Below are 17952 nucleotides of genomic sequence, written 5' to 3' on the forward strand. Positions count from 1 at the left end.
CCGAGCGTAAACTGGAGTCCGTACCCCGGACCCCGGTGCCAGACGCGCTGAGGGAGTCCGGATGCCACAGGAAACGACACGATCGGTCACGATCGGCAACGGGGGCGCGTCCCCCGATTCCTACTCGGCGCTCGCCGCGATGATCCGCACCTCCGGTCTGATGCGACGACGGTACGGCTACTACTGGACGAAGCTCATCCTCGTCCCCGTGGTCACCCTCGCGGCCATCGGCCTCTTCGTCCTCATCGGCGACAGCTGGTGGCAGCTGTTCACCGCGGCGCTGTTCGCCTTCGTCTTCACGCAGATCGCGTTCCTCGGACACGACGCTGCGCACCGTCAGATCTTCCGCTCCGGCCGCTGGAACGACTGGACGAGTCTCGTGGTCGGCGACCTCTTCGTCGGCATGAGCTACGGCTGGTGGCAGCACAAGCACACGCGCCACCACGCCAATCCGAACAGGGAGGGCGTCGACCCCGATATCGATCTGCCTGTGGTGGCCTTCACCCCCGCGCAGGCACTCTCGAGGCGCCCTCCCCTGTTCCAATGGGTCATCGGCCACCAGGGCTGGTTCTTCTTCCCGATCCTGCTGCTGGAGGGACTCTCGCTGCACGCGTCGAGCGTGCGGCGCATGTTCCTCAGGGAACCGCTGCAGCGCCGGCCGGTGGAGATCGCTTTTCTCGCCGTGCGGATCTTCGGCTATCTGGCCCTGGTGTTGCTGGTGCTGTCACCGGACAAGGCGGCCGTCTTCCTCGCGGTCCAGCTCGGCCTGTTCGGCTTCTACATGGGCATCTCCTTCGCCCCGAACCACAAGGGGATGCCGCTGGTTCCGCACGATGCCAAGCTCGATTTCCTCAACCGCCAGGTGCTGATGAGCCGCAACATCCGGGGCAGCAGGATGCTCGACTTCATGATGGGCGGCCTCAACTACCAGATCGAGCACCACCTCTTCCCGTCGATGCCGCGCCCGCACCTGCGGCGCGCGGCGCCCGCCATCCGGGCGTTCTGCGACGAGCACGGCGTGCACTACACGGAGACGACCCTGATCGCGTCGTATGTGATCGTGACCCACTACATCAACCGGGTCGGGCTCGGCGAGAAGGACCCGTTCGACTGCCCCCTGCTCGAGCTGCGAGCCACTCCCGGCGCGATCATCCGCACCGGCGCCCGCTCGCCCGACTTCCCGGCCATCGTGCCGGCGATCCTGCCGCCGAGCGCGGCCGACGAGAGCTGAGGCGGTACATCATGGCGGTCATCATCATCCTCCTGGTCGTGTGGGCGGCCCTCGGCGTCGTCGGGTTCGCCTTCGACGGACTCCTCTGGCTCGGCATCATCGCGGCGATCCTGTTCATCGGAACGCTGGCGTTCGGCATCGCGCAGCGCGCGAACCACAGGACGCCCTGACGTCAGGCCCTCCGCCGCCCGGCAGCGCCGCCGGCGGCGGAGTCGTGCAGGTTCGCCGGTGTCGAGAGGCCGAGGTGCTCGCGCAAAGTGCGCCCCTCGTACTCGGTGCGGAACAGCCCGCGCCGCTGCAGCTCGGGCACGACCAGTCCCGTGAACGCACTGAACTGACCGTTCAGGAACGGCGTGAGCACGTTGAAGCCGTCGACCGCGCCGGCCTCGAACCATTCCTGCAGGTGGTCGGCGACCTCGGCGCCGCTGCCGACGACCGCGGCCGCCGGCACGGCGTGGGTCGCGAGCAGCTGACGATAGGTCACGGCGCGCTCGCCCCCGAGGCGCCGCCCGGTTCGACGCTCGACGAGTTCGAGCAGCCGCTGCCCGCCGTCGGCGAAGCGGCGCGCGACGCGCAGCGGCACGTCGTCGTCGAGATCGGGGGCGCCGAGCGGAACACCGACCACCGATGACAACGCACGGATCGAGCGGTTCGCCGGGAAGTCCGCGGACTGCGCGAGCGGAGAGCCGTCGTCGAGGGGCACCAACCGCAGGAGGTCGTCGAAAACCTCCTGCGCCTCACGCGTCGACTCGGCGACGACCGGCAGGATCGGGGTGATCACCCGCGGGTCGTCCGGGCGGCCGTACGCCCGCGACTGCGCGATCAGCTCGGATCGGTAGGCCACCGCCTCCCGCAACGACGGCTGGGCGACCAGGGCCAGGTCGGCGAGTTCCGCCGCGAGTCGACGCGACCGCGACGATCCTCCCGCGTGCACGATCGGCAGGTGGCCCTGCACCGGGCGCGCGGCGTTGAGCGGTCCCGTCACGCTCACGAACTCTCCCTGCGCATCCGTGCGGTGCAGCTTCTCCGGGTCGATCAGCCGGCCGGTGCGACGATCGCGCACGAACGCGTCGTCCTCCCAGCTGTCCCAGAGTAGCCGGAGCGCGCGCAGGTACTCGGTGGCCTCGTCGTAGCGCGGCTCGGCTCCCCCGGGACCGCGTCCGTGGTTGCCCGCCGCCCGCGGGTCGGCGCCGGTGACGATGTTGATGCCGGCGCGACCACCGCTCAAGCGGTCGATCGAGGCGGTCTGGCGCGCAAGCGTGTACAGGTCGAAATACCCGCTGTTCGCGGTCGCGATCAGGCCGATCCGCTTGGTGACGCCGGCCAGGAACGCGATCGAGCTCATCGGATCGAGACGCGCGAGCAGATCGGGATCGCGGAACTCCAGATCGGGCCCGGTCGCCAGCCACTCGCCGAAGAAGAGGTAGTCGAGTTTCGCCGCCTCCGCCGCACGCGCCGTCGCGCGCAGCACGGCGGGATCGCCGAGCGGGTTGCTGTGCGCCCCCGGATAGCGCCAACCCGAGGGGTAGGCGCCGAGCGCGCGGAACACCGCGCCGAGGATGAGCGTGCGCGCCATGCCTCAGGCGCTCAGCCCGATGCTCATCGGCCCAGGTACTTCGCGATCGAGTCGGCCTCGGCCACGTTGCTGCGGATCAGTGGGAGCGACCGGGCGACCGCCAGATCGATCCGCTCCTGCAGGTCGAGGCTCGTGACCGCACCGGCGGTGAAGTCGGAGTCATTCGCGTAGACGCCGATCGGCAGGGTGAGCGCCTGGAAGAACCCGAACAGCGGCCGGAACTGGTGCTCGATGATGAGGGCGTGCCGGTCGGAGCCGCCGGTGGCGGCGAGCAGCACCGGGGTGTCCACGAGTGCGTACTGACCGACGAAGTCGAACAGGTGCTTGAACAGGCCGGTGAACGATGCGCGGTACACGGGGCTCGCCACGACGAGCAGGTCGGCGTTCTCGATGCGCTGCAGTTCGTCCTCCACCGAGGGCGGCAGCTCGTCGCGCCGCAGCGTGCCTGCGAAGTCGGGGCCGATCTCGTTGACCGCGATCAGGTGGGCGTCGATGGAGAGCTCGCGCCCGAACGAGGCGAGGATCTCCCGCACGAGAGCCGTCGTCTTGGACGGCGTGTGGAGGCTGCCGGAGACGGCGACGACGCGCAACGGCCGACCGGCGGCGCCGGTGGACCCTTCGCCGCCGGTGGATACCGCACCGGTCGCGGAGACTGACGAGAGCTGGGACATGCGACGACGCTAGGCCTGTGCCGGGCGGCACGCCACCGTGCGCGTCACACTCCGCAACCAAGGCGACCCGCGCGTCACACACGCAGGGTCGGGCAGGCGTGCGGGCGGGTGTGCGTCAGTCCAGGGTCTCGACCGTCGGGATGAGGCTGTCGCCGAGCACCGCAGGCAGACCGGGCTGGAAGTCCCCCGACAGGTACAGGCGCACACCACGCGATGCGCGGGACGGATCGGTCAGCTCCGAGATCTCGCGGAACGACTGCTGGAACCATGATTCGCCGAGCAGGGCGCGCGCGAACGCGAGGGCCTCGACATGGGTGGGCGCGACCTCCGCCTCCTCGCGGTCGACCGCGCTCAGCCGCGTCGCGATGACCGTGATCGGCTGGCCATCGGTGGCGGCGACGCACACGCAGGAGAAGACGCACAGCACGCCATCCCGCACCGGCGAGAGCAGCGCCAGCGGCTCGGTGGTCTGCGGATGCTCGTCGGCGGTGGTCGCGTCGATCAGGCGGAACATGTGGTCGCGCAGCGCGTCGAACCGGTCGCCGTGCTCCACGAGGAGCGTCGTGGCCAGCTGGTCGATGTCGTCTCGCGATGCCATGGGCGCCTCTCCTCCGTCGTGCATTCGACGTTAGCGCCCCGCACCGATTACCGTAGAAGAATGGTTGCAAACGCAAATACTCCTGAACTCGAACTCAACAACGGCACCCTCATCCCCCAGCTGGGCTTCGGTGTCTTCAAGGTCGACCCGGCCGAGACCACGCGCATCGTCACCGACGCGCTGGAGGTGGGCTACCGCCACATCGACACCGCAGCGATCTATGGCAACGAGACCGGCGTCGGCGAGGCGATCGCGTCGTCCGGCATCGCCCGCGACGAGCTCTTCGTCACCACGAAGCTCTGGAACGACCGCCAGACCGACGCGGAGGCCGCCTTCGACGAGTCGCTGACCAAGCTCGGCCTCGACTACGTCGACCTGTACCTCATCCACTGGCCGACGCCCGAGAAGGACACGTTCGTGCAGGCCTGGAAGTCGCTCGAGAAGATCGCCGCGACCGGCCGCGCCAAGGCCATCGGCGTCTCGAACTTCCTGGTGCCGCACCTCGAGAAGCTGCTCGCGAACACCGACGTCGTGCCCGCCGTCAACCAGATCGAGCTGCACCCCGCCCACCAGCAGCCGGAGGTGACCGCGTTCTCGCGCGAGCACGGCATCCAGATCGAGGCCTGGGGTCCGCTCGGCCAGGGCAAGTACCCGCTGTTCGACGCCCCCGAGGTCGCCGGCCCCGCCGCCGCCCACGGGAAGTCGCCCGCCCAGGTCGTCATCCGCTGGCACCTTCAGACCGGCAACATCGTGTTCCCGAAGTCGAACCGCCGCGAGCGGATGGCCGAGAACTTCGACGTCTTCGACTTCGAGCTCACGGCCGACGAGGTGGCCGCGATCACGTCGATGGAGCGCGAGGGACGCGTCAGCGCCCACCCCAACGAGGTCAACTAGCCCGTTAGGCTCGCGGTGTGCGCATCGTCTCGATCACCGGAAAGATCCTCTACGTCGTCGGCGTCTACGCCCTCCTGTTCGTCCTGAACATCTTCGTGTTCATGCGCCTGGTGAACCCGACGATCGATGTGGTCATCGTGGCGATCCTGAACATCGCGTACGTCGTGGTGGGGGTGCGCACCTTCCGCGGAGCCACGGAGAACCGTGAAGACCCGCGTGCCTGGTGGCGCGCGACCGCGCGGCCGGCAGCCGGTTTCTGGATCGGCGCCGGCCTCGCGGTGGGGTCGGGCATCTCGCTGCTCGGCGCCCTCGCGTCGAAGCCGGAGAACTCGTTCGTCCCTGCCGTCTCGTGCGTCGTCTACGGCGCGCTGGCGATCTTCTACCTGCACTCGTCGTACAAGCTCCGGATGCTCGACCAGCCCTGAGCGCGCGGTCCGGCGCGACCGTCAGGAGCCGGTCAGGAGCCGGTCAGGCGCCGTCCACGGGCGCCGCCTCGAAGCGCGCCACCAGCTCCCGCTTGAGCACCTTGCCGCTCGGCCCCAGCGGCAGCGCCTCCAGGATCTCCACGCGCCGCGGGAACTTGTAGGCGGCGACGTGCTCGCGCACGAACGCGACGAGATCTTCGCCCTCGGCGGTCGCCTCGGGCATGAGCGTCACCACGGCCATGATCTCCTGGCCGTGCGCGTCGTCCGCGACACCGAACACGGCGCACATCGCGACCGACGGGTGCGTCGACAGCACCTCCTCGACCTCGCGCGGGTACACGTTGTACCCGTTGCGCACGATCATGTCCTTCTTGCGGTCGACGATCGTGATGTAGTCGTCGGCGCTCTTCGTTCCGAGGTCGCCCGTGCGGAACCAGCCGTCGACCACGGCCTCGGCGTTGGCCGCCGGGAGGTTCAGGTAGCCCTTCATCAGGTTGTGCCCGCGCACGACGATCTCGCCCAGTTCGCCGCGCGGCATCAGCTGGATGCGGTCGTCGATCTCGGCGTCGGCGATCTCCACGTCTACACCCCAGATGGGCGTGCCGACGGTGCCGACCCTGGTCGGCACCCCGCGGTGGTTGAACGAGGCGACCGGCGACGTCTCGGTCAGCCCGTAGCCCTCGTGCACGTCGATGCCGTAGACCTCTTTCATCCGCTCGATCACCGCGACCGGGATGGCGGCGCCGCCCGACATCCCGTACCGCAGCGGCGGCCGCTCCGGATTCGACTTGGCCGCCTCCAGCAGGGCGATGTACATGGTGGGCACGCCGGTCATGACCGTGCACGCATTGGCGTTGAGCAGGGCGAGCGCCGTCGCGCCGTCGAACTTCGGCACCAGCACGATCGTGGCCCCGACCCGGAACCCGAGGTTCATCACGCAGGTCTGGCCGAAGGTGTGGAACAGCGGCAGGCAGCCCAGGATGCGGTCGTCGGCCGTGACATCGAGGGCATCGGCCGCGAGCGTGTTCACCTGTTCGACGAGCGAGAAGTGGCAGCCCTCTGCACCCTTGGGCTTGCCGGTCGTTCCGCTCGTGTACAGGATCGTGGCCGTGTCGAACGGATCGCGCGGAACGTACGCGTCGATCGGCTGCGCGGCCGCGGCCTCGTCTTCGAGGCGGGCGAACGGCAGGGACGAGGTCAGCTCGTCCGGCACCAGCACCGAGACCGTCTCGATGCCGGCCAGCGCCGCGCCCTTCGCGCCCTCACCGAGCAGCGGCGCCGCGCAGATCAGCAGCTTCGCGCCGCTGTCCCGCAGAACGTAGTCGATCTCCTCCGCCTTCAGCAACGCGTGCACCGGCACCACGATGCCGCCGAGGGCGAGCACGGCGTAGTACGCCCGCGGAAAGTCGGGGACGTTCGGCAGCAGCAGCGCGACGGGGTCGCCCTCGCCGAGCCCTCGCGCCCGTAGTGCGCCTGCGTAGCGCCTGGTCTGCTCCCAGAGCTCGCCGTAGCGGATCTGCTGCTCCCCGAAGATCAGCGCGACATTGTCGGGCATCCGGTGGGCGGTCTCTGCGAGGATGCTCGCGACCGACATCGTGGCGTAACCATGACTCATGGGGTGCTCCCTGTCTCCATCGACACTGTGCCCAGTCAACACCGCAACGCTGCGGGTTGACTGCAACCTACGGCACGGCGGTCCCCGAGGCAACGCCCCCGTACGCGCGCGTGACGGGCCGCGCGTCGTAGGATGGAAGGCTCATGTCTTCCGCCGTCTCCCCCGCCCGCCTCCACTTCCCGCCCGAGCTGCCGGTCAGCCAGAAGCGGGAGGACATCGCGCGCGCCATCCGGGAGAACCAGGTCGTGATCGTCGCCGGTGCGACCGGATCGGGCAAGACCACCCAGCTGCCCAAGATCGCGCTCGAACTCGGGCGCGAGAGCATCGGCCACACCCAGCCGCGGCGACTCGCTGCGCGCACCATCGCCGAGCGCATCGCGGAGGAGCTCGGCGAGGACGTCGGCGGCCTCGTCGGCTATCAGGTGCGCTTCACCGACCGCGTCGGGGCGAACACCCGCATCAAGCTGATGACCGACGGCATCCTGCTCAACGAGATGCACCGCGACCGGATGCTGCGCAAGTACGACACGATCATCATCGACGAGGCCCACGAGCGCAGCCTCAACATCGACTTCCTCCTCGGCTACCTCAAGCAGCTGCTCCCGAAGCGGCCGGACCTCAAGCTCATCATCACCTCGGCGACCATCGACCCGCAGAGCTTCGCCGCCCATTTCGCCTCGGCCGACGGGACTCCGGCGCCGATCGTGGAGGTCTCCGGCCGCACGTTCCCCGTCGAGATCCGCTACCGCGCCCTCGTGGCCGACGCGCTGGAAGACGACGACGTCGACGACGAGCCCGAGTCGTCGCCCGGCGCCGACCGCGACTATCTGCAGGGCATCAACGACGCCCTCGACGAGCTCGCCCGCGAATCGCAGGGCGACGTGCTCGTCTTCCTGTCGGGCGAGAACGAGATCCGGGATGCCGCCGACGCCATCCGGGGTCGCAACCTGCCGGGCACGGAGGTGCTCCCGCTGTACGGCCGGCTGTCGAGCGCGGAGCAGCACCGGGTCTTCCAGCCGTCGACGATGCCGGGCATCCGGCGCCGGGTCGTGCTCGCCACGAACGTGGCTGAGACGAGCCTCACGGTTCCCGGCATCAAATACGTCATCGACGCCGGCACGGCCCGCATCTCGCGCTACAGCGTGCGGGCCAAGGTGCAGCGGCTGCCGATCGAGGCGATCTCGCAGGCGAGCGCGAACCAGCGGTCCGGCCGCTCCGGACGCACCAGCGACGGGATCGCCATCCGGCTGTACTCCGAGGAGGACTTCGAGAAGCGGCCGGAGTACACCGAGCCGGAGATCCTGCGCACCAACCTGGCGGCGGTCATCCTGCAGATGATCTCCCTCGGGCTCGGCGACATCGCCGCGTTCCCGTTCCTGACGCCGCCCGACTCGCGCGGCATCAAAGACGGCCTCGACCTCCTCAGCGAGCTGAACGCGATCACCCGCGGCGCCGACGGCGCGAACGCCCTGACAAAAATCGGCCGTCAGCTTGCTCAGCTCCCGATCGACCCGCGGTTCGCGCGCATGGTCGTCGAGTCGAAACGGCACGGCACGTCGCGCGAGGTGATGGCGATCGTGGCGGGGCTGACGATCCAGGATCCGCGCGAGCGTCCGGTCGAACGACGGGGGACGGCCGACGAGCTGCACGCGCGGTTCGCCGACCCGACCAGCGACTTCCTGACCCTGCTCAATCTGTGGAACTACCTCGAGGAGAAGCAGAAGGAGCTCTCGTCGAGTGCCTTCCGCCGCCTCTGCAAGAACGAGTTCCTCAATTTCCTGCGCGTGCGCGAGTGGCAGGACGTCTACCGGCAGCTGCGACAGCTGGCGAAGCCCCTGGGACTCACGATGGGCGAGGCCTCGGTGAATCCGGACGGCATCCACAAATCGCTGCTGGCCGGGCTGCTCTCGCACATCGGCCTCAAGGATGCGACCGCCTCCGGCAACAAGGGCGGCGCCCGCGGGCGCGCCTCGGCGGAGTACCTCGGCGCGCGGCAGACCCGCTTCGTGATCTTCCCGGGCTCGACCCTCGCCAAGAAGCAGCCCGACGCGGTCATGAGCGCGGAGCTCGTGGAGACCAGCCGGCTGTTCGCCCGGATGAATGCGGCGATCGACCCCGCGTGGGCGGAGCCGATCGCCGGCGACCTCTGCAAACGCACCTACAGCGAGCCGCACTGGGAGAAGAAGCAGGGCGCCGTGGTCGCGTACGAACGCGTCACGCTCTACGGGGTGCCGATCATCCCGCGTCGCCGGGTGCAGTACGCGCGCATCGACCAGGAGCTCGCCCGTGAGCTCTTCATCCGGCACGCCCTCGTCGACGGGGAATGGGACTCGCCGCAGGCGTTCGACCGCGCCAACAAGAAGCTGCGCGCCCGGTTGCGCGAACTCGAGGAGCGCACCCGCCGCCGCGACATCCTGAACGACGACGAGGCCGTGTTCGAGTTCTACGATCGCCGCATCCCCGCCGACGTCGTCTCGACTCGGAGCTTCGAGGGCTGGTGGCGGAAGGCCAAGTCCGAGACGCCCGACCTGCTGACGATGACCGAAGAGGCCCTGCTCGACGCCGAGTCGGCCCCGGTCGACGACGACGCCTTCCCGCCGGTCTGGCGCCAGGGCGATCAGCAGCTGACGCTGCGCTACCGATTCGAGCCGGGCGCCGAGGACGACGGCGTGACGGTGCAGGTGCCGCTGGCCCTCCTCGCCGGTCTGCTGCCCGACGGCTTCGACTGGCAGGTGCCCGGGCTGCGGCACGAGCTGGTGACGGCGATGATCAAGTCACTGCCGAAGGCGATCCGGCGTCTCGTCGTGCCCGCCGCCGACTGGGCGGCCCGGCTGCTCGGCGAGCTGCAGGGCACGGCCGGGATGCGCGCCCACACGGGCGAGCGCCCGGCGGCGAGCCTCGCGGAGACGCTGGCGGCGGTCATCAACCGGCTGACCAGCTCCCGGGTTACCGCGGACGACTTCGGCCTCGACCGCATCCCGGCGCACCTGCGCCCGACCTTCCAGGTGATCGGCGAGCGCGGCCGGCCGGTCGCCTCCGGCAAAGACCTCGGCGAGCTGCAGGAGCGGCTGCGGTCGCGCGCCCGCGACTCGGTGGCCCGCGTCGCGGAGGCCCGCACTCCGAACGCGATCGAGCGGGCGGGGATCACGACCTGGGACTTCGACGAGCTTCCTCGTCACCTGGACACCGAGCAGAAGGGCCCAGGCGGCTCGACCAACGTGATCCGCGCGTACCCGGCGCTCGTCGACGACGGCTCGAGCGCGAGCATCCGGTTGATGAGCACCCCGGCCGACCAGGCGGCCGCGATGCCGGGCGGCGTGCGCCGGCTGCTGCTCGCGTCCATCCCGTCGCCGGTCGCCTACGTGCAGCAGCACCTCACCTCGAACGAGAAGCTCACGCTCGCGGCCAGCCCGTACCCGAATACCAAGGCGCTGTTCGACGACGCCCTGATGGCCGTGATCGACAGCGTTCTGTACCGCATGAAGCCCGACGGCCAGCTGTTCATGCGGGCCGAGTTCGAGGCGGTGCGCGACCGCGTCTCCGGCATCGTGATGGACTCGATGTTCGAGACGGTCGCGCTCATCTCGCGCATCCTGACCGCGTCGCGCGCCGCCGAGAAGGCGATCGGCGGCGCGACCTCCCTGGTGTTCCTCTCCGCACTCAACGACGCCAAGGGCCAGCTTGCCGGGCTGGTGTACCCCGGCTTCGTGTCGGCGACCGGGCTCGAGCAGCTGCGGCACCTCCCCCGCTACCTGAACGGCATCACTCAGCGCATCGCCGCCCTGCCGGTGAACCCCGGGCGCGACCGTGCGTGGCAGAACCAGGTGGAGACGGCGATGGCGCTCTACACCGACGCCGGCGGCCGCATCCCGCTCGACCCGGCCGCACCCGAAGCGATCGTGCACGCGCGCTGGATGCTCGAGGAGTTCCGGATCAGCCTGTTCGCGCAGTCGCTGGGCACGGCCGAGACGGTCTCGCTGCAGCGCATCCGGAAGGTGCTCGGGGGCTAGGGACCGGGCGCGGCGAGCACGCGCTCGATCTCGTCGTCATCCGGCTCGCCGTCGATGGCGAACAGGCGCACGGCCAGCTCCAGTTCCTCGCCGGGTCCGAGCGCGACCTCGCGCGCGAAGAACGGCGCGGGACCGAATCCGGGGTACTCCTCGGAGCGCACGAACCAGGTCGCGTCGTGGCGGGTGCCGAGCACGACGGTCGCCGCGCCGTCGGAGCGGGTGAGGGCCAGCCAGCGCGCGGTGGCGCCGAGCAGCTCGTCGGCGGCACGGGACGATGCCCGGTCCGTCCGCGCCCTGGCACCCCGGAAGGCGGGGGCAGCGCGGAGGAACAGCCCGCCGTAGCCGGCGCCCGCCCGACCGTGAGCGGCCGGGCTGCCAAGACGCAGCGGCGTCGACGCCCGCACACGGGAGCTCCAATCCAGCGTCCAGCCGCCACCGGTCCCGACCTCGGCGACGGTCAACGACCGCTCCTCCACGGCGAGCACCCCGCCATCGGCACCGAGCCAGGTCACCCGGGAGGAGAGTCCGTCGCCGAGCGGGTTCACGGTCGCGTCGTCGGTGCGCTGCGAACCGTTGTCGCCCTTTTCGAGGTACCCACCGGCGGCACGATCCCAACTGCCCCCGCCCCACAGGTTGGACCCGTTCACCGTCGGGACGGCGAGCGAGAGCCCGTGATGCCAGCGATGGTCCTCGGGCCGGAAGTCCGTGATGGCGATGCCGCCGGCGGTCAGGAGCGGGTGGAGGTACGGACGCGGGGACTCGAGACCGGCAGTCTGCGGCCGGGAGACGTAGCGCCCGACGGTGTCCGCTCCGAGCCGGAGGTCGAAGCCTTCCGCGTGCTCGACGACGGTCAGCGCCACGGCAGTCCCGGCAGTTCGGAGAACAGCGACTGCGACTCCACGACCCGGTCGAGGGCGGACTCGACGCCCGCGAGCACCGGCCTGCGCTCCCCGCCCTCGCCCTTCCAGTCGACATGCTCGGACCCGACCAGGGCGACGGGCGCTTCCGAGACCGTCTCGATCACGCGCACGAACCCGCCGGCGCCCGACAGCGGCGACAGCAGCTCCGCGTCACCGCGACGTGCGGCGATGAGGTTCTCCAGCAGGTCGACCCGCGCGTACTGCCGTTCCGTTCCGGCGATGGAGAGCCGGTCGGTCGTGTAGGACAGCACGGCGTCTCCCTCGGTGCCGCGCACGATGACGACCGGTTCCTCCTCGCGGGGGCCGGCGAGCGTGAAGGCGCAGGTCAGTGTGCCGTCGAAGGTCAGCGCGCCGAGAGCCGACGGACGGATGCGCACGGCCGACGTGTCGTCCGCTTCAATGGGATTCACTCGCCGGAGGTCGGTCTCTATCCGGCCGATCGCCGCAGCCGACTCCCAGCCGGCGATGCGCAGCGAGGTCATGACCGCGTGGGCGAATGGGTTCGCCACCGCGCCGTCGGCGACGCGCTGACCGTCGAGTTGCCGACGGCCGGCCCACCGCGACCGCGTCCAGTATCCGGTGGAGCGGGTCCAAGAACCCCTGGCGCCGATCGCGACGGGGGTGCCGAGCGCGCCCGCGCCGATCTGGCGCTGGAGTTCGGTCAGTGCGAGCGATCCAAGGCTCTGGAAGCCGACCTGAACGAGGCCGCCCGTTGCTCGAACGGCGTCGTCCACGGCTGCGAGCGAGACGAGATCGGTCACCGGGGGCTTCTCGAGCAGCACGTCCGCCCCTGCGCGAAGCGCGGCGACGGCCAGTGACGCGTGGGTCTGCAGCGGCGTGGCGACGACCACGATGTCCACCGGCACGCGCCCGAGCAGCTCATCGATACTGCCGAGCCGGGGCGGCAGGCGGTCGTCGGCGATCCTGACGCCGTCGCGCACGACCGGTCCGGACTCCGGGTCGACGAGAGCGACCAGGCGCAGCAGCCCGCGATCCTGCAGTTCGAGGGCGTTCAGGATGTGCGCGGTGCCGTAACCGTGCACGCCGACCACCGCAACCCGCGGCTGGGCGACGGATCCGGCTGAAGCGGGAGGGGAATCGTGGTCGAGCCTGGTCACGCGGCGGCTCCGCTCGTCGCGTCCCGCTCGGTGCGCAGGCGCAGCCGGAAGCGTGCGGGTGCCTGCCCGCCGATCAGCAGCCGCACGCCCGGGGCGGCGTCCGTGCCGCCGAGATACGTGTAGTCCTCCCCGGGGACGTACCCGATCGGGTTGTCCACGGGGGTCAGTCCCTCCACCTCGATGACGATCGCGTCGCCGCCGGCACGGTAGCTCGCGGTGCGGCCGATGAGAACGTAGGCGCCGTCCGATGGACGGGGACCGGGTGCATCGAGCACGCCGCCCGGCCGGAAGGCGAGTTCGAGCGACCAGGCGAGCGGCGGTCCGCTCAGTTCGACCTCGAGGTCGACGCCGTCGGCTCGCGGATGCGCGACGACGCTCGTGGCGAGCACCACCTCGTCCACAGACCGCTCGCCGAACGACATCGACGCGGAGAACCGGCCCTCGTCGACGAGGTCGTACCCGCCATCCGGCCGCCTGGCCTCGATCGGGAGGGGTTCGTAGTAGCCGCCGACGAGGCGCTCGCGCAGGGCGATCCCGCCGTCCTCCTGGCGGTGGAGGCCATCGGCGCGGAACGGACCGAGCCCGAAGAACGACCGGGAGAGGCGCGCGGAGTCGAGGATGGCCGCACCCGCGAACACGCGGAGGAAGGTCGGGTCGACCGCCAGCCCCGAACGGATGCGGCGGTGCCTCGGGTAGTCCGAACCACCGAAGAGCACCAGTTCCGACCGGTCTCCGCGCCGCACCGCGAGGGAGGCGGAGGCGTGCACCACCAGCTCGTCGCGGCGCGGCGCGAGAGCCGCAGGCAGCTCCCCGCCGATGGCGGGCCGTAGGAGCAACTCGGCGAGGAGTCCCTGGTCATCGATGCCGTCGGAAGCGGCGCGGCCGGCAGCCCAGGCGAAGTCGCCGCGCCCGGTGTTCACGGCGAACTCGCGGAACGCCGCGACGTAGCGCGCGAGCGGGAAGTGCGTCCCCTGGTCCTGCCGGCGCGACGGCAGGGTCTCCACCGCACCGTCCTGCCCGATCAGCGAAAGGGTGAGCTCCAGGTTGCGTTCGACGTCGGCGCGCAGCTCCGGGCGGTCCAGGATGTCCGCGACCGCCAGCAGCGACGGGATGCTCACGGCCGTGGCGTAGTTGGGACTGCGCTCCGAGAAGAAGCCGTCGCCGTCGATGTCGATTCCCTCAGCGAGCCATTCCTCCGCCCGGTCGACGAGCCGGCGGTCGGGGAAGGACCGGTGGATGCGCGCCAGTGCGGCCGTCAGCTCCCAGCGGTGGTTCGGCGTGTGCACGCCGCCGGCCAGCAGGGCCGGCGTCGCTCTGACGAGGATCTCGGCGAGACGCTCCCGCAGCCCGGCCGCCTCCGCCGGAGCCGCTCCGAGCAGGTGATGCACGTCGCAGACGTCGTTGATCGTGAACGCGCTGTCGGGCGGCGATTGCACATTGTCCCCGCCCTCGAAGAGTCCGGAGGCGGTCTGCAGCGCGGCCAGCCGCTCGACGAGGGCAGCCGTCCGGCCGAACACGTCGACGGGCGCACTTTCCGGTGCGGCGAGCGCCACGGACCCCAGCACCTTCGCCCGCCGCATCAGTTCGCGGTGGGCGAGCCCGTCGGTATCGGCCGCGGTCGTGGCGGCGACCTCCGCCGCCCCGCGCACGGCCGCCTCCCGCACGGACGTCACGAATTCGTCGTCCATCAGTCCTTCAATCCCGCGTTGATGTTGACGTTCATCACGTACTTCTGGAACACCAAGTACAGCAGAATGAGCGGCACGAGCGAGATCACCGAGGCTCCGAGCAGCACCGACCAGTTGATGTTCTGGGCGCCGACGATGCTCTGGATGCCGATCTGGAGCGTGAACTTGTTCGGGTCGTTGAGCACCAGCAACGGCCAGATGTAGTCGTTCCACCGCCACTGGAAGGAGAAGATCGCGAGCGTCAGCATGATCGGGCGTGAGATCGGCACCATGATCCGGAAGAAGATGGACAGCTCCCTGGCGCCGTCGATGCGCGCGGCCTCGACCAGCTCGTCAGGAACGGTGAGGAAGAAGGCACGGAACATCAGCACACCGGTGGCGGTGAGGATGGACGGGACGATGATGCCCGCGAGCGAGTTGTAGAGCCCGAGATCACGGACCACGAGGAAGGTCGGCGCGAGCATCACCTCCGTCGGGAGCATCGTCGTGGCCAGGATCGCGACGAAGAGGATCTTGAGCCAGCGGTTGTCGTACTTGGCGAGAGCGTACCCCGTGCAGCAGCTGGCGATCACCGTGAGGACGGTGGTCACGATGGCGACGATGAAGGTGTTGGCGAAGAACTGGTAGAAGTTGAAGCTGTTCCAGGCGTCGACGTAGCCCTGCACGGTCCAAGACTTCGGGAGCAGGGTCAGCGGGAAGGAGAACAGGTCCCCTGCCGGCTTGAACGAGCTGAGCACGAACCACAGCAGCGGGAAGCCGTACGCGGCGGCGAGGATCCACAGCAGCGTGGTCGAGGAGATCGCGCGGCCGGTCTCGCGCGGTCGCCCGTCGCGACGGCGGCGCCGTGGGGCGGGCTTCCCGGGAGCGGTCCCGACACGGGGGCTGAGGGTGTTCGCGGTCATCGGCGACGCTCCGTTCGGCGATTGACGGCCAACTGGACGATCGCGATGGCCATCAGGATGATCATGAGGACGAAGCTGGCCGCACTTGCGTAGCCGATCTGACCCTGCTGGAAGCCGGTCTGGTAGATGTACTGCACCAGCAGGTTGTTGGACGTGCCCGGTCCCCCGTTGTTGAGCGACTGGAACAGCGCGTACTCCTTCATCGCGTTCAGCGTCGTGAGGAGGATCACGATGAACGACGTCGGCGCGATGCTCGGCAGCGTGATGTTGCGGAAGAGCTGCCACGGACCCGCACCGTCGAGCGCCGCCGCCTCGTAGTAGGAGGCGGGAACGTTCTTGATCGCCGCGATGAACAGCAGCATCGAGAAGGCCGTCCCGCCCCAGGTGGCGGCGATCACCACGACGATCAGCGAGAGGTCGGCGTTCGACTGCCAGGGCACGGCCTTTCCGCCGAGCGACTCGATGATGAAGTTCACGAGCCCGAAGTTCTCGCCGAACAGCCACCGCCAGATCACGCCGCTCACGATGGGCGAGATGAGCCAGGGCACGAAGAAGATGACGCGGGCGACGAGCTTGCCCCGCGAGTAGGCGCTCACCATGAGGTTCGCGACCAGCAGGGAGAAGACGAAGCTGGTGGGCACGACGAGCAGCGTGAACACGATCGTGCGCACGAGGGCCGCGTAGAACGCCGAGTCCCCGAACAGCTGCTCATAGTTCGCGATCCCGATGAAGTGGAAGGAACCCACGCCGGTGTAGTCGGTGAACGAGTAGATGAGACCGATCACCGCCGGCCAGGCGAAGAACACCGCGAACAGCACGACGTTCACCGCAACGAGCACGAGCGGAGCGAACCGATAACGGTTCAGGCGCACCGGCCGGCCGCGGCCGGAGCGCGAGCCGACGGCTGGTCGCGCTCCGGAAGCGGTTGGTGCTGTGGAGCTGGTCACCGACATGGGTCCTTCCCTCCGCTACTTGCCGACCTGCTTGTTGTAGCCGTCGACGATGTTCTTCAGCGCCTGCTCCGATGTCTGCTGGCCGTTGATCGCCTTTCCGAGCTCCGTCACGGTCGGGTCGGTCGTCAGCGCCTTGCCGGAGAGGGCCCAGCCGGTCTGCGCCTGCAGGAAGTAGCCGGAGACGGGCTCGTAGAGGGCGATCTCGTCGTTGTAGAGGGAGAAAGCGTCGAGGGCGGCCTTGGAGGTGAAGTTGTACTTCACGTCGAGCCCGGTCTCCACCGGCAGGTAGCCGTTCGTCTCGGCGAGCTTCGTGTACTGGGCGGGTTCGTACATCCAGGTCAGGAAGTCCTTGGCCGCGGCACCCTTCGCGTCGCTGTTCTGGAAGCCGACCATCAGGCCTCCGGCGTTGACGTCCGCGGCCTGCACCGGCTGAGCCGGGGTCGGAACGCTGGCCCAGTCGAACGATGTGATGCTCTCGGCGAAGGCCGAGACCTGCCAGACGCCCGACCAGTACGCCGCGACCTGCCCGCTCTGGAAGAGCGCCGACGGGTCGGCGCCACTGGTCCAGACGGACTTCGGCATGGTGGTGTCGTCGTTCAGGCCGACGAAGTAGTCGACGGCCTTCTTCGTGGCGCTGTCCGCCGAGAACTTCCCGTCGGACCCGGCCTGCATGTACTTGCCGCCCATCTCGTACACCATCGCCCGCAGGCGGGACGGCGACGCGTCGTAGACGAGGGAGTACTTGGCTCCCGTGGCCTCGCGCACCTTGTCGGCCGCAGCGACGAAGTCCGTCCAGGTCCAAGTGTCCTTCGCAGACGTCGGGAAGGCGACCCCGGCCTTCTCCCACAGCGACTTGTTGATGAAGAGCCCGGTGGAGGTGACGTCGGACGGGATGGCGAGTGCCTTGCCGCTCGAGTCCTTCGCGACGTAGCTCTGGTTGATGTTGTTCGCCTTGTCGTCGGCGATCGAGCTGAGGTCGACGATCTTGTTCTTCCAGATCGGATCGATCGCGGGAACGTCGGCGATGTCGGGCAGGGCGTTGGCCTGCGCGGCGTTATGGAGCTTGGTCGAGTACCCCGAGTACGGGATGTTCACGACGTCGACCGAGGTCCCGGTCTTGGTCTTGTAGGCGGCGGCGAGCTGATCGAAGCCCTTCTGCTGGGCCGCGCTCGCGGAGATCCACAGCGTGAGCTTCTTGACGTCGTCTCCGGATCCGGAGGCCGAGCATCCTGCCAGAGCGAGTCCGGCGGCGGTGACGATGGCGGCGGCAGCCAGCAGCCGCCGTCGGTGGGTTCTTCCAAAGCGTGACGTGAGATTCATCGTTGAGTCCAAATCGTTCGAGAAGTGGCCG

The 17952-nt window shown here is 69.4% G+C and carries 15 protein-coding genes; 5 read left to right on the forward strand and 10 right to left on the reverse strand.

What is annotated here, in order from left to right:
- The first annotated feature begins 61 nt into the window (after positions 1-61).
- Positions 62-1231 (forward strand): fatty acid desaturase family protein, encoded by a 1170-nt coding sequence (locus tag AC1DB1_RS12490; RefSeq protein WP_477200992.1) that lies wholly within the window; start codon positions 62-64, stop codon positions 1229-1231.
- 11 nt (positions 1232-1242) lie between these two features.
- Positions 1243-1401, forward strand: a complete 159-nt coding sequence (locus AC1DB1_RS12495; RefSeq protein ID WP_271175349.1) for a hypothetical protein — start codon at positions 1243-1245, stop codon at positions 1399-1401.
- Between the two features lie 2 nt (positions 1402-1403).
- Here the strand turns inward: AC1DB1_RS12495 and AC1DB1_RS12500 are convergent, their stop codons facing one another.
- The 3 genes from AC1DB1_RS12500 to AC1DB1_RS12510 form a co-directional block, all read right to left on the reverse strand.
- A complete protein-coding gene (locus AC1DB1_RS12500; RefSeq protein ID WP_477200993.1) occupies positions 1404-2807 on the reverse strand; it encodes an NtaA/DmoA family FMN-dependent monooxygenase in 1404 nt (467 codons plus the stop codon).
- 23 nt (positions 2808-2830) lie between these two features.
- Positions 2831-3478: an FMN reductase gene (msuE, locus tag AC1DB1_RS12505; protein WP_477200994.1), complete on the reverse strand. Its 648-nt coding sequence runs from the start codon at positions 3476-3478 to the stop codon at positions 2831-2833.
- A gap of 115 nt (positions 3479-3593) precedes the next feature.
- Positions 3594-4076: a hypothetical protein gene (locus tag AC1DB1_RS12510; RefSeq protein ID WP_477200995.1), complete on the reverse strand. Its 483-nt coding sequence runs from the start codon at positions 4074-4076 to the stop codon at positions 3594-3596.
- 60 nt (positions 4077-4136) lie between these two features.
- Here AC1DB1_RS12510 and AC1DB1_RS12515 point away from each other — a divergent pair, with 60 nt between their 5' ends.
- Together AC1DB1_RS12515 and AC1DB1_RS12520 are read left to right on the forward strand one after the other, a co-directional pair.
- Positions 4137-4970, forward strand: coding sequence for an aldo/keto reductase (locus tag AC1DB1_RS12515; RefSeq protein WP_271175353.1), 834 nt, complete (start codon positions 4137-4139; stop codon positions 4968-4970).
- Positions 4971-4987: 17 nt separating this feature from the next.
- Complete coding sequence (locus AC1DB1_RS12520) at positions 4988-5395, forward strand: hypothetical protein (RefSeq protein WP_271175354.1); 408 nt, start codon at positions 4988-4990, stop codon at positions 5393-5395.
- A gap of 43 nt (positions 5396-5438) precedes the next feature.
- On the opposite strand, the gene AC1DB1_RS12525 is transcribed toward AC1DB1_RS12520, so the two are convergent.
- Positions 5439-7010, reverse strand: coding sequence for a long-chain-fatty-acid--CoA ligase (locus tag AC1DB1_RS12525; RefSeq protein WP_477200996.1), 1572 nt, complete (start codon positions 7008-7010; stop codon positions 5439-5441).
- Between the two features lie 143 nt (positions 7011-7153).
- On the opposite strand from AC1DB1_RS12525, the gene hrpA reads away from it, so the two are divergent.
- On the forward strand, positions 7154-11020 hold the full coding sequence (gene hrpA / locus AC1DB1_RS12530; protein WP_477200997.1) for an ATP-dependent RNA helicase HrpA: 3867 nt from the start codon (positions 7154-7156) through the stop codon (positions 11018-11020).
- Here the strand turns inward: hrpA and AC1DB1_RS12535 are convergent.
- Genes AC1DB1_RS12535 through AC1DB1_RS12560 form a run of 6 tightly spaced genes read right to left on the reverse strand, consistent with a single transcriptional unit; the run spans position 11017 to position 17921 of the window.
- Positions 11017-11880 carry a DUF6807 domain-containing protein gene (locus AC1DB1_RS12535; protein WP_477200998.1) on the reverse strand — a complete coding sequence of 288 codons (864 nt, stop codon included), beginning with the start codon at positions 11878-11880 and terminating at the stop codon, positions 11017-11019. The genes hrpA and AC1DB1_RS12535 overlap by 4 nt on opposite strands.
- Entirely contained in the window at positions 11871-13058 is a 1188-nt protein-coding gene (locus AC1DB1_RS12540) for a Gfo/Idh/MocA family protein (protein ID WP_477200999.1), read from the reverse strand. The genes AC1DB1_RS12535 and AC1DB1_RS12540 overlap by 10 nt, the downstream gene beginning before the upstream one ends.
- A complete protein-coding gene (locus AC1DB1_RS12545; RefSeq protein ID WP_477201000.1) occupies positions 13055-14746 on the reverse strand; it encodes a hypothetical protein in 1692 nt (563 codons plus the stop codon). The genes AC1DB1_RS12540 and AC1DB1_RS12545 overlap by 4 nt, the downstream gene beginning before the upstream one ends.
- The gene (locus tag AC1DB1_RS12550; protein WP_477201001.1) at positions 14746-15648 is read right to left on the reverse strand and encodes a carbohydrate ABC transporter permease; all 903 of its coding nucleotides are present in this window, start codon (positions 15646-15648) and stop codon (positions 14746-14748) included. Before AC1DB1_RS12550 ends, AC1DB1_RS12545 begins: the two co-directional genes overlap by 1 nt.
- Positions 15645-16601 carry a carbohydrate ABC transporter permease gene (locus tag AC1DB1_RS12555; RefSeq protein ID WP_477201002.1) on the reverse strand — a complete coding sequence of 319 codons (957 nt, stop codon included), beginning with the start codon at positions 16599-16601 and terminating at the stop codon, positions 15645-15647. Before AC1DB1_RS12555 ends, AC1DB1_RS12550 begins: the two co-directional genes overlap by 4 nt.
- A gap of 15 nt (positions 16602-16616) precedes the next feature.
- Complete coding sequence (locus AC1DB1_RS12560) at positions 16617-17921, reverse strand: extracellular solute-binding protein (RefSeq protein WP_271175361.1); 1305 nt, start codon at positions 17919-17921, stop codon at positions 16617-16619.
- Between the last annotated feature and the right edge of the window lie 31 nt (positions 17922-17952).

This window comes from Leifsonia sp. 10N434 (assembly GCF_056394405.1).